Source organism: Bradyrhizobium cedriense, from assembly GCF_054602315.1.
On the sequence record NZ_JBTSWB010000008.1, the window covers coordinates 280,341 to 292,409 of the forward strand.

Consider the following 12,069-nt stretch of genomic DNA (forward strand, 5'->3'; position numbering starts at 1 on the left):
GGTCCATTGCACACGCCACCGGCACGGCAACGGCGCGCGCCAATGGTTCGGTTTGTCGCTACGTCAGGAAAATCGAGGGGGTGCGCGAGCCTGGGCGCTCGAGCCCTTGTAAGCGGCGATAGCGGACGCAAGCGCCGGACGCCACACCACGCGCTCGGCGTGGCGGACGGGAATTGCGAGCGCCGCATAGGTCGGCGAATCAAGCGATGCGTTGGCTTGGGCCAGGCAACACAGGGCGCACGCACCGGCATGCGCGGTTGGCGTGCCGGTTCGGTCGTCCAGATCGCCCTGCCCGCTCCCGCTGTGGCAGATGACGGCGACGGACAATGGGTCGGCCGCGGCCTGGCTGGCCGCCAGACAGGCGGCAATCGGCGCCAGCACCTGCATCGCCAAGGCGAGCAAGACCAGGGGTAAGAATTTTTGCAGCCGCGCGCGCATTCGCCGAACCATTCGTTCGCGCACCAACTAAACACCGCGCCGGGACTTGAGTCGAGGTCAGTTCCGCCGCCTTCGTGGTTCAGCTCAAATTTCCCGGAAACTGTGGTCCTACCGCCCCACCGGGAAGCGGCGTCCGGCATTTGAGGCAGACCGGCAAATTTGCCACATCCACAGATTTCTTATATTTGTCATATGGTTATACCGCAGACAACCTGAAGATTTCGTCTACTGCTCGAATTTTGAACATTCGTTGCTGAAAATGATGACAAGTGAGAAAAGTTGATCTAGCATCCTCTTGCTCAGGCGCCGACCGCAAGGTCGCAGTCTGGTGGTCCAAGTCTCGGGAGGAGCCCCTGGCGCGCAAAACGCAGCGTCGCCCCGTCAATCAAGATCAAATCTTAAGATCGGGGATAATAGGGTCGACACAATTTTCGAGCGGGGCCATGGCCCCGCTCTTTTTTTGTCCGCGCGGCTGAACTGCCGATGAACGCGCCCTCTCATCCAATCGAAGACAGCTTTGAGCGCGCGGCCGCGCGTTGCGCCGATCTCGCGCCGCTGGTCTATCAACGTCTGTTCGAACTGCATCCGGAAACGCAGGCGATGTTCCGCTCGGACGGCAGCGACCTCGTCAAAGGATCGATGCTCGCGCTGACGATCGAGGCCATTCTCGATTTCGCCGGCGAGCGCCGTGGGCATTTCCGGCTGATCGCCTGCGAGCTCGCCTCGCACGATGCTTACGGCACGCCGCGCGAGCTGTTCACCGCCTTCTTCACCGTCATCAGGGACACGCTACGCGATCTGCTCGGCGACGAATGGTCGGTCGAGATCGCACAGGCCTGGGATACATTGCTCGCGGATATCGATGCATTCGCCGCCGCTCCGGCCTGAACGCTTTGCGCTGCACCAACACAGGTGCGGCGATCGCGCAATCGATTGCAGATTGAGTGGCAACAACTCTTGTGAGAGACTTTCGGACATCGGTTGCGCAGGCAATGACGCGCCGACGACAAAATACATGGGAGCGAGCGATGTCCGGGACGAAAGATTTCTCGACGACGAGGCGCGATCTTCTTCAGGCGGCAGCGACCGCCGGCGCCGCAACTGCCATCCTCGGCGGGATGGGCATAAGCCCCGCACTGGCGGCCGCAGTCGGGCGAAGCGAGAAGCCGCTGAAGGCGGCATTCTCCAATGCGGGCCTTCAGGCAACCTGGTGCGCACAAGGAAAGCAGGCCGCGGAATTCTGGGGCAAGCTGTTCAATGTCGAAGTCACATGGTTCGATGGCCAGCTCGACGCTGTGAAGCAACGCGCGGCAATCGACAACATGGCCTCGCAGAAGTGGGACTTCGTCGCAATCCAGGCCTTCGGCATCGGCACCCTCACCCAGCCCGTGCAGAAGATGATCGACGCCGGCACGCCCGTAATCGACATGGACACGCTGATCGCTCCGCTCGACCAGATCAACGTCCACTCCTTCCTCGCCCCCGACAACGAGTTCATGGGCGCCTCGGTGACGCAGGCGCTGTGCAATGCGATGGGCGGCAAAGGCAAGATCATCATGACGCAAGGCGCGCTCGGTCATACCGGCGCGCAAGGACGGGCCAAGGGGTTCAACTCGGTCGTCAAGCAATTCCCCGGCATCGAGGTCCTCGACACTCAGCCGGCCGACTGGGACGTGTCGAAGACCGCCCGGCTCTGGGAAACATACCTCACGAAGTATCCCCAGATCGACGCGGCGTTCTTCCACAATGACGACATGGCGCTTGCCGCCGCCAACATCATGAAGGCCCGTGGCCGTACCAACATCCTGATCGGCGGCGTCGATGCCATGCCGCCGGCGATCCAGGCCGTGAGCGAAGGCCGCATGTTCGCGACCGTTCGCAATCCTTCCTGCCGCATCCATGGCGGCGCCATCATCGCAGGCGTATCGGCCGTGGTCGGCGGCGAGAAGAGTGGCCAAGGCATTCCCAAGAACGTCATCACTGACGGGCCGGTCGTGACCAAGGCCAACGCCGCTGGGATGCAGTGGATGCAGGATCACTTCCTGATCTGAGCCGCCAAGTTCTGAACTTCCATGTCTGCGGGACAACGGCCTATCCTGGAACTCCAGGGCATCACGAAGAGCTTCGGCGGCGTCGAAGCGCTTCGTGGTGTCGACTTCGCGCTTCATCCCGGCGAGATCCACGGTCTCGTCGGCGAGAACGGCGCCGGAAAAAGCACGTTGATGAAGATCATCGCCGGCGTGCACACCGAGTTCTCCGGCCACTTCCTGCTGGGCGGCCAGGAGGTGCATTTCCGCTCGGCGCGCGATGCGCACGCCGCCGGCATCGCCATGGTGCACCAGGAGCTCAGCGTTGCGCCCGACCTGACCGTCGCGGAGAACGTCTTTCTCGGCAATCAGCCGACCAATCGCCTCGGCCTCGTGCAATGGCGGCGGATGGCGCGCGAGGCGGGCGAGCAGCTCGCGCGCTTCGGCATCGACGTCGATCCGATGGCACGGCTTGGCGACCTCCCGATCGGACTGCAGCAGCTGATCGAGATCGCGCGCGTACTGTTTTCCGGCGCGCGCATCGTCATCCTGGACGAGCCGACCTCCGCCCTCTCCCCGCCCGAGGTCGAGCGGCTGTTCGCGACGCTCCGGCGGCTGCGCGAGCAAGGCACTGCGATCGTCTTCATCTCGCATTTCATCGAGGACATCCTGCGCGTCTCCGATACCGTGACCGTGTTCCGCAACGGTCGGAAGGTTACGGAGACGGCAAGCGGCGCGACCAGCAAAGGCGCGCTGATCGAGGCCATGATCGGCCGCGGCGGCGAGGCGCTCGAGCATAGCTACACCGACGATCTGATGCTGCCGCAGCCGAGCGACAGCGCAGTGATCCTGAAAGTTGACCAGCTCTCGCTCTCGCGCAGCCTGAAGGACGTCTCCTTCGAGGCGCGCGCCGGCGAAGTGCTCGGCATCTACGGCTTCATGGGCTGCGGCCAGCAGGAGCTGTCTCGCATCCTGTTCGGCAAGCTGAAGCCGGACGCCGGCACGCTCGCCGTCGAGGGCACGCCGAAACGCTTCGCCAGCACGGCGGCGGCGCGGCGCGCCGGCGTGGCGCTGGTGCCCGAGAGCCGGCGCGACATGCTGTTTCACCAGGAGCCCGTCTACAAGAACATCTCGATCAGCATTCTCGACCGCATCTCCGCGCTGCTGCTCAAGCCGTCGCGGGAGCGCGACATCGCCAGGCGCCAGGTCGAGCAATTGCAGATCCGGCCGCCGGTGGTCGGCCTCGATCTCGGCATGCTCTCGGGCGGCAACCAGCAGAAGGTCGCGCTGGCGAAATGGCTGACCTATCCGCCCAAGCTGCTGGTCCTGTGCGAGCCGACCCGCGGCATGGACGTCGGGGCCAAGAACGACGTCATCAACATCGTCCGCGACCTCCGCACCAGGGGGCTCGCCATCATCGTGCTGTCGACTGAGCCGGAAACGGTGCTGTCGCTGGCCGACCGCATCCTCGTGCTCAAGCGTGGCACCTTGGTGCGGGAGTTCAAGAACGAGCCGGTCAGCAAGGACCGCCTGCTGGAAGCGGCGTGACGGAGAAGCACATGAGCAGCGAGACGGCTTTGGCGACAAGACAGCGGGCGCGGGGCCTTGCGCCCTTCCTGCGCTCGCAGATGCGCAACATCGCACCCTTCCTGACGCTGATCTTCCTGACCGCCTTCTTCGCCTTTGCCAGCCCCTCCTTCGCGACGCTCGACAATCTCGGCAACATCCTGACTCAGGTGTCCGTCACGGGGATCATCGCCGTCGGCCTCACCTTCGTGATCCTCTGCGCCGAGATCGACCTGTCGATCGCCAGCATCGCCAACGTCACGGGCATTGCGGTGGCCTATTTCACGCTGCAGGAATCCTACGTCAACATCGCCAACATCCCCCTGCCCGGCGCGGTCGCGATCATCCTGTCGATCCTGCTCTGCGCCCTGCTCGGCCTCGTCAATGCGCTGGGCCTGACCGTGATCGGCATCCCCTCCTTCATCATGACGCTCGCGATGATGCAGATCGCGGCCGGCATCTCGGCGCTCCTGGTGCGCGGCCAGATCGCCTACAAGGTGCCGAGCCTGATCACGACGCTCGGTTCCGGCTCAATCGGGGGCATCCCCTGGATCGTCATCGTCGCCGCGATCATGCTGCTCGGTGGCCACCTGGTACTGACCTACACGCGCTTCGGCCGCTACGTCTACATGGTCGGGGGCAATCGCGAGGCGGCCGAATATTCCGGCCTCAACGTCAAGCTCATCCTGGGCGCGGTGATGGTGATCTCCGCGGTCTGCTCCGGCATCGGCGGCATGCTCGGCGTGGCTCATTTCGGCAGCGCGCAGCAGAACGAGTTCGACACCTATCTGCTCGACTCCATCGCCGCCGTCGTCGTCGGCGGTACCAGCCTGTTCGGCGGCCGCGGCGGCATCGGCAACACCATCGTCGGCCTGTTCGTGCTCGGCGTGCTCAACAACGGGCTCGACCACGTCAACATCGACAGCTTCCTGAAGATCCTGATCCGCGGCCTGATCCTCCTGGCAGCGCTGGTCATCAACGTCTACGCGCAGCGGTTGAGGGAAAAGGCGGCGGAATAGACCCCGCTTAAAACAAAAGCGCGAAAACAACCCCATGCACAGTAGAAATTGTGAGGAAGTTCAGTCGGTTATCAATTCGCAGCAGCGTGACTGCGACCGCATCGATGGTTTGACTCGTCGGGCAAAACAGGAGCACGATATCATCATGGCCGCGATCGTCGCCTCGACAGCAGCTCCAGCCTAACCGCGCCAAATATCGATCTCGCCGCGGTTCAAGCGACGCCCCCGGCCAGCTCCGGCGTCCACTCCCGCAGCTTGCGCGCGGCGCCGGTGACGTCAGCGATCGTCCGAAACGCTCCCGTCTCCACCATCATTGCCCTCGCCAGCCTTACCGCACGCGCCTCGCTGGTTGCGCGTCTTCGCGGATCCTCGATCAGCTCGAAGTCGATGTTGTGGGCGAGTCCGAAGATACGGCGGATGATCTTGGCGGCGGCGAAGCCGACCGTGTCGGCGAAGAGGCGCTGCATGTAGGCGTGGCGCTCGGCCTCGAGACGTGCGGCACCCTGCTCGCCGGCGAAAAGAGAGACGGGATAGGCGTCGCCAGCGGCTCCACTTCGCCAGAGGTCGAGGAATTTGCGGGCGAACTCGTTCCAGACCTGCTCGACCGTCTCCAGCACCCAGACCTCGAACGCAGCCCGCTCGCCCGGCGCGCGCTCGTGGCCGGCGGAGGCGAAATAAGCCATCAGCAGATTGGCCAGCACCGCACCGACGTCAAATCCCATCGGTCCATAGAAGGCGAATTCGGGATCGATCACCCGCGTCTGGCTCTCCGTCACCATGATCGAACCGGTGTGGAGGTCGCCATGCAGCAGCGCCTCCGGGCTCGCCATGAATTTCAGCTTCAGCCGGGAGACCGCGACGTGCAGGTCCATGTCGTCGCGCAGCCCCGCGGCCAGGCCGTCGAGATAGGGCTCGGTCCAGCGGTTCTGCTCGGCGACACGGTAAGGATCGGTGAAGATCAGATCCTCGGTGATCTTGCACAATGCATGATTGCCGGCAAAGGCGGCGATCCCGTCCTTCTTATTGGCAGCGGACAACGCGAGCTCGGACGTGAAGAAGAGTGTCCGCGCCATGAAGGTGGTGATGTCGTCGACGAAGCGCGGATACCGCGTGCCTGCAACCAGTCCCTTTCGCATGATGATGTGGGGCTCGAGCAGTTCCATCACCGTCAGCGCCAACGCCTCGTTGTGATGCAGCAGCGACGGCACGAGCCCGGGTGCGAGTTCGGCCTGCCACGTCAGCGCCAGGTATTCGTAGTGGGCCCGCGATAGCGGCAACGGCCAGCTCTCGCCGACGAGGCGGACGTAAGGCAGCGCTTGCTTTACGGCGAAGCCGCCCTGCGTACCCTTCACGATGAAGACGAGGTTGAGATTGCCGTCACCGACCTCGGTGATCGTCCATGACATCGGCTCGCCGCCGAGCAGTACCTTGAGGTACGGAATGCCTGCGAGATAATCCCGCAAATCGGCTTCATGGAGAATTCGATAATCCTGCCCCCGCGGATCGGCCAACGTTCGAGGCGCTGAACTCATGCCGGTCTCCCCCTATGCCGGCGGGAGCAGTTGTTCACTCCCATGTCAGGATTTGAGCCGGCCTTCTTTTCGGGTCATCATAGCCACAAAGGGCGCTGGCGCCTATCGCGACGATCGTTCGACTTACCCCAGCGTCTCGATGCGCTGCGCAAGCCAGATCGTGTGGCCACCGCAATCGGGATCGTCGGCGACATGCGACACCACGCGGAAGCCGTTCCGGCCCAGGAGCGACCGATATTCGCTGGGATCCAGGCTCGCATGATACAGCGGCTCGCCGCCGAATTGTCCGATCGCCTCGCCATGCGCGGGACCGCTCGTGAACATCAGCACCGCATCTGGCGCGGCGTGCTGGCGAAAGATCGGGAACATGCGGCGCTGGTCCTCGTAGGACAGATGAAAGAAGCTGTCCCAGGCAAGGATGCCGCAAAACCGTCGCCCCAACGCAAGCTGGCGCATGTCGCCGACGATCCATTCCTGCTCCGGGAAATGACGTCGGCACGCTGCGATCATCGCCGGGGCGGAATCCACACCGGCGACGGGGTGACCACGACCGATCAGATATCCGGCGATCGGCGTGGCCGAGCCACAGCCCAGATCGAGGACCGAGCCGGCGGGGGGCAGCAGCGCTCGAAAGCGGTCGAGCCAGGCTCGTTCAAAGAGCGCGCTTTGGGCGCGCCTCTCGATCCAGTCCGACGCCTTGCGCTGGTAGAGATCGACGATCCGGTCGGCGGCTTCCGATGATGTCATTTCCGGTCTCGCGCGGCGTTCGGTGAGATCGTCTCGCTTCGGGAAAGTCGAGCTGAGATGCGATTTTACTACCTGCTGGCGCTGTCCCCGGCCAGCCCGTCTTACCCCGTCGCTGCTCCCCCTGGGGACCGACTGGCGACCGGGACGCTTCGCCGCGAGTGATCATGTGCAATTTCGGGAACTCAAGCGGGTTGAGACAGTTTCGCTCTTCTCGGATCCTCAAGGAGACGCCAATGGCCCGCGGAACGCCTTCCATGACTGCCCTTCTGGCGATGCTGGCCATAGCTGGCTATCAAAACCGCGATAAGCTGGCCGAACTGCTCAAGGGGTCAGGCGCAGGGTCTGCTGGCGGAGCGCCAGCCGGCGGGAGTGCTCAGGAGCCGCTCGGGGGAATGCTTGGCAACCTCGGCGGCATGCTCGGCGCAGGTGGAATCGGGGGTCTGCTCAATGGAGGAATTGGCGAGCTCCTGGAAAGGTTTAACCAGAATGGCAAGGGCGAGATTGCCGATTCCTGGGTAAAGCCCGGTCCCAACAAAGAGATTTCGCCGCCTGAGCTGAAAACCGCCGTTGGCGCCGACGTGCTTGAGAAGCTCGAGCAGCAGACGGGGCTCTCTCAAGACGAGATCCTCGCAAGGCTGACCCGGGAATTGCCCTCGGCAGTCGACAAGTACACGCCGGACGGACGCCTTCCGCAGGCTTAACTTCCGCTGCTTAACGTAAAGGGGTTTGGAAATGAGCATTCTCTGGACGATCATCATCGGCTTCGTCGCCGGCGTCATAGCCAAGTTCATCATGCCCGGCGACAACGAGCCGTCCGGCTTCATCCTGACGACCATCCTCGGGATCGTGGGCGCTTTCGTTGCGACCTATCTCGGCCAGGCCCTCGGCTGGTATCGTCCCGGGGAAGGTGCCGGATTGATCGGTGCGGTCGTCGGAGCGATCATCGTGCTGCTCGTCTACGGGATGATCGCGGGCCGACAACGCCGAGCGATCTGATCGTGGTGCGCTAAGCTCGTCGGGGTTACGAACCCGCGTCAAGAGATGTGCAGGCCTGCGCCGAGTTCGCGCCCGGCGTGGCCAAGCAATTACTCCCGCTCCAGGAAGCTCGACCCGATCTCCGCCTTTCGCTTGATCGGGTCGTAATCGCAATAGACACTGTCTGCCACCAGCGTGTAGCTGGCGCTGACGTTGTATTTGTCGAGCTTCACCGAGTTCAGGCCGATCACCGAGGTGCTCTTGCCGCCGTTCCACTTGAACGGCGTTGAGCTCTTGGACTGCTCGCAGGCCAGCACGGCTTCATTGAAGACATAGCCCTCGACGAACGCCTTCAGCGTGCGCACCTGTACGGCCATTTTCCATTCGATATAGCCGATGGCACCGAGGCCGGCGACGATCAGCACCAAAAGCGCGACGACGATACGCTGAAAAGTCATTAATTCCCCCAAAGAGAAACGCGCGAAGAGATCCTGATCGGACGCATCTAGATTGAATTGATGTGAGCTCCGGGCTCCGATTCACCTCTCCCCGATTGGGAGGGGTGAACCACGCGCCGCCAACCATGCCCTAGAACGGCATTCCCATCAATTTCGACAGGCGTTCGATCGAGAGGTAGCCGGCATGATAGGCGGCAAGGCCGATGCCGAAGACGACCCCCGAGATGATCGTGGTCCAGATCAGCTTGCGCCCCATGCGGGTCAGGATCGGCGCGCCGGGGTCTGTGCCGGGCGCGCCCACGCCGTCCTCGTGTTGGCTGCGCACGCCGAACGGCAGCGTCACGAACAGCATGACCCACCACAGCACGAAGTAGATCGCGAGCCAGGTTGATATCTGAATGACCATGACGCGGCTTACGCCTGCTCGATCTCGACGAGTGCGCCGGAAAAATCCTTCGGGTGCAGGAACAGCACCGGCTTGCCGTGGGCGCCGATCTTCGGCACGCCATCGCCCAGCACCCGCGCACCCTCCTTCACCAGCGTGTCGCGCGAAGCGATGATGTCGACCACCTCGTAGCAGACGTGATGGATGCCGCCGTCGGCATTGCGCTCGAGGAACTTTGCGATCGGCGAGGCCTCGCCGAGCGGCTCGATGAACTCGATCTTGGTGTTGGGCAGCGTCGCGAAGACGGTGGTGACGCCATGCTCGGGCAGCGGCACGGCTTCAGAAATCTGCGCGCCGAACGCCGCACCGTAGATCCTGGCGGCCTTGACCGCGTCCTTGGTCGCGATGGCGACATGGTTGAGCCGGCCCAGCATTGTTCTCTCCCTCAGACTGTCAGCACATGTACCAGACAGGGGGGCTTTTTGCCCCAATGTTCGTTGATGACGGCCCGGACCGCGCGCCGCACCGACTCGGCCAACGCGTCCGGATCGCGGCGGCGCGCCTTCGGCAGCCCCTCGATCGTGGACATCACGGCATCGAAAACCAGGTCGTCAAAGGCCTCGCCTGCCCTGTTCTTGTCGGGGATGCCGACGAGATCGACCTCGGGATCGTCAGCGAGCTCGCCCTGCGCGGTCATGGCGATGGCGACGAAGGCGCAGCCGGAAAAGGCCATGCGCCGCCGCTCGACGACGGCGCGCGACTTGGAATCCTCCAGGATCGTGCCGTCCTTGTAGAGCCGGCCGGACGGCACTTCGCCGATGATGCCGGGATCGCCCGGGCCGAGCTTGACGAGGTCGCCGTTGCGGCAAACCAGCACGCGCGGCACGCCGGCGGCGCGCGCGAGCTTGGCGTGCTCGTGCAGATGCAGGGCCTCGCCGTGAACGGGGATCAGGAGTTGCGGCTTCACCCAGGAGATCAGGTCGCGCAGCTCGTCGCGGCGGGGATGGCCGGAGACGTGGACCAGGGCGTCGCGATCGGTGATCACTTCGACGCCCTGGAGTACCAGATTGTTGATGATCGAGCCGACCGCCTTCTCGTTGCCGGGAATGGTGCGGGAGGAGAAGATGACGCTGTCGCCGCGGTTCAGAGTGATCTCGGGATGGTCGTCATTGGCGATGCGCGCCAGCGCGGCGCGCGGCTCGCCCTGGCTGCCGGTGCACAGCGCCAGCACCTTGTCCTGCGGAAGATGGCCGTAGATGTCTGGCGAGCGGAAGTTCTGCACGCCATCGAGATAGCCGGTCTCGCGCGCGACCTGCACCACCCGCTCCATGGCGCGGCCGACCACCACGACCTCGCGATCGGCGGCTTTCGCCGCGTCCGCCACGGCCTTCAGTCGCGCAACATTGGAGGCGAAGGTGGTGACGGCGACGCGGCCCTTGGCCGACTTGACGAGGTCGATGATGGTCCTGGCGACCTCGGCTTCCGAGGGCGAGCGGCCGTCGCGCACGGCGTTGGTGGAATCGCCGACCAAAGCGAGCACACCCTGCTCGCCGAGCTCGCGCAGCCGCTTCTCGTCGGTCGGGCTGCCGAGCGTCGGGGTCGGGTCGATCTTCCAGTCGCCGGTGTGCAGCACCGTGCCGACCTCGGTGTGGATCGCCAGTGCATGCGCTTCCGGAATCGAATGCGCGACAGGGATGAACTCGACGTTGAACGGGCCGACATCGATGCGACCGCCGGACGGGACGACGATCACGGGGATTTCGGGCGCGTTGCGCTCGGCGGCGCATTTGGCTTCGAACAGCGCCGCGCTGAACTTGGTGGCGTAGATCGGGCATTTCAGCTTCGGCCAGAGGTCGATGATGGCGCCGAAATGGTCCTCATGGGCGTGGGTGAGCACGAGGCCCATCAGGTTCTTGCGTTCCTTCTCCAGGAAGCTGATGTCGGGCATGATCAGGTCGATGCCCGGCAGATGCTCCTCGTCGCCGAAGGAGACGCCGAGATCCACCGCCAGCCAGGCGCGCTGGTGGCGGTTGCCGAGACCGTAGATCGACAGGTTCATGCCGATCTCGCCGACGCCGCCGAGCGGCGCAAACACCAGTTCGTCGGGCCTCGCCATCAGGCAGCTCCCACGGAGGCGGCGGAGCCGAAGAACACTTCGCCCGCAGCCACCGGCACGCGGCGGCCCTCGGCGGTGCGGACGATCAGGCAGCCGCTGTCATCGATGGTGTCAAAAATGCCTTCCAGCGTCATCGCTCCCGTGTGGATCGCGACCTTCTCCCCGAGGCCGGCAGCCCGTGCGAGCCAGAGCTTCCGGATCTCGGCAAAGCCGCGGCCGTTGTCCCAGATCCCGCGGAACTCGACCCAGGCATCCGAGAGGGCCGAGAACAGCTCCTCCGCGCTGATCTGGACGCCGAGGGCGGCCAGCGACACCGCGGGCGTCGGTGTGCCCTCCGGTGCGGCCACGACGTTGGTGCCCATGCCGGCCACGACGGCGAGGCCGTTGCCGACGGCCTCGGCCTCGAGGCCAATGCCGACCAGCTTCTGGCCGCCGGCGAGCACGTCGTTCGGCCATTTCAATGCGTAGCGGGGGCGGCCCTCGCCGAGCCGGAGCGCCGCCTCCAGGCTGACCTTCTCCAGGGCAGCCTCCTGCGCCAGCCCGGCGGCAAAGCCGAGCGTCGCGGCGACGGCTGGCGTCACGTCCATGACCTCGAGGATGCTGGCGGCGAGATTGCCCCTGGGCGCAATCCAGGCGCGCTGGCGGCGACCGCGGCCGGCGGTCTGCTCGGATGTGACGAACCACATCGGCCCGCGCTCGCCGGCGCGGGCATGCTCGATCGCGTCGGTATTGGTCGAGCCCGTCCGCTCGAAAGCCGCGAGCTTGCAGCCCGCCTGACGTGCGCGAGGACCGAGCGCGAATGCCAT

Annotated in this window: 14 protein-coding genes; 6 read left to right on the top strand and 8 right to left on the bottom strand. The window is 64.5% G+C overall.

Annotated elements, in window-relative coordinates:
• Positions 1-63: 63 nt before the first annotated feature.
• Complete coding sequence (locus tag ACYCVF_RS29160; protein ID WP_459595440.1) at positions 64-438, bottom strand: DUF2946 family protein; 375 nt, start codon at positions 436-438, stop codon at positions 64-66.
• A 483-nt stretch (positions 439-921) separates the two neighbouring features.
• Between ACYCVF_RS29160 and ACYCVF_RS29165 the strand changes: the two genes are divergently transcribed.
• The 4 genes from ACYCVF_RS29165 to ACYCVF_RS29180 all read left to right on the top strand — a co-directional run bounded on the left by ACYCVF_RS29165 (position 922) and on the right by ACYCVF_RS29180 (position 5,050).
• Positions 922-1,326, top strand: a complete 405-nt coding sequence (locus tag ACYCVF_RS29165) for a globin (protein ID WP_459595439.1) — start codon at positions 922-924, stop codon at positions 1,324-1,326.
• 140 nt (positions 1,327-1,466) lie between these two features.
• Entirely contained in the window at positions 1,467-2,489 is a 1,023-nt protein-coding gene (locus ACYCVF_RS29170) for a sugar ABC transporter substrate-binding protein (RefSeq protein ID WP_459595438.1), read from the top strand.
• Between the two features lie 21 nt (positions 2,490-2,510).
• Positions 2,511-4,013, top strand: coding sequence for a sugar ABC transporter ATP-binding protein (locus ACYCVF_RS29175; RefSeq protein ID WP_459595437.1), 1,503 nt, complete (start codon positions 2,511-2,513; stop codon positions 4,011-4,013).
• An 11-nt stretch (positions 4,014-4,024) separates the two neighbouring features.
• Complete coding sequence (locus tag ACYCVF_RS29180) at positions 4,025-5,050, top strand: ABC transporter permease (RefSeq protein ID WP_459595436.1); 1,026 nt, start codon at positions 4,025-4,027, stop codon at positions 5,048-5,050.
• Positions 5,051-5,262: 212 nt separating this feature from the next.
• On the opposite strand, the gene mtnK is transcribed toward ACYCVF_RS29180, so the two are convergent.
• Positions 5,263-6,582, bottom strand: a complete 1,320-nt coding sequence (gene mtnK, locus ACYCVF_RS29185; RefSeq protein ID WP_459595435.1) for an S-methyl-5-thioribose kinase — start codon at positions 6,580-6,582, stop codon at positions 5,263-5,265.
• A gap of 123 nt (positions 6,583-6,705) precedes the next feature.
• The gene (locus ACYCVF_RS29190) at positions 6,706-7,329 is read right to left on the bottom strand and encodes a class I SAM-dependent methyltransferase (protein ID WP_459595434.1); all 624 of its coding nucleotides are present in this window, start codon (positions 7,327-7,329) and stop codon (positions 6,706-6,708) included.
• Between the two features lie 233 nt (positions 7,330-7,562).
• Here ACYCVF_RS29190 and ACYCVF_RS29195 point away from each other — a divergent pair, with 233 nt between their 5' ends.
• Positions 7,563-8,030 (top strand): YidB family protein, encoded by a 468-nt coding sequence (locus ACYCVF_RS29195; RefSeq protein ID WP_459595433.1) that lies wholly within the window; start codon positions 7,563-7,565, stop codon positions 8,028-8,030.
• A 31-nt stretch (positions 8,031-8,061) separates the two neighbouring features.
• Complete coding sequence (locus tag ACYCVF_RS29200; protein WP_459595432.1) at positions 8,062-8,325, top strand: GlsB/YeaQ/YmgE family stress response membrane protein; 264 nt, start codon at positions 8,062-8,064, stop codon at positions 8,323-8,325.
• A gap of 89 nt (positions 8,326-8,414) precedes the next feature.
• Here ACYCVF_RS29200 and ACYCVF_RS29205 read toward each other — a convergent pair whose 3' ends face one another.
• The 5 genes from ACYCVF_RS29205 to ACYCVF_RS29225 form a co-directional block, all read right to left on the bottom strand.
• Positions 8,415-8,762, bottom strand: coding sequence for a hypothetical protein (locus ACYCVF_RS29205; RefSeq protein ID WP_459595431.1), 348 nt, complete (start codon positions 8,760-8,762; stop codon positions 8,415-8,417).
• Positions 8,763-8,892: 130 nt separating this feature from the next.
• Positions 8,893-9,168 carry a DUF1467 family protein gene (locus ACYCVF_RS29210; RefSeq protein WP_459595430.1) on the bottom strand — a complete coding sequence of 92 codons (276 nt, stop codon included), beginning with the start codon at positions 9,166-9,168 and terminating at the stop codon, positions 8,893-8,895.
• 8 nt (positions 9,169-9,176) lie between these two features.
• Positions 9,177-9,581 (bottom strand): methylmalonyl-CoA epimerase, encoded by a 405-nt coding sequence (mce, locus tag ACYCVF_RS29215; protein ID WP_459595429.1) that lies wholly within the window; start codon positions 9,579-9,581, stop codon positions 9,177-9,179.
• Positions 9,582-9,592: 11 nt separating this feature from the next.
• Complete coding sequence (locus ACYCVF_RS29220) at positions 9,593-11,263, bottom strand: ribonuclease J (protein WP_459595428.1); 1,671 nt, start codon at positions 11,261-11,263, stop codon at positions 9,593-9,595.
• Positions 11,263-12,069, bottom strand: coding sequence for a biotin--[acetyl-CoA-carboxylase] ligase (locus ACYCVF_RS29225; RefSeq protein WP_459595427.1), 807 nt, complete (start codon positions 12,067-12,069; stop codon positions 11,263-11,265). The genes ACYCVF_RS29220 and ACYCVF_RS29225 overlap by 1 nt, the downstream gene beginning before the upstream one ends.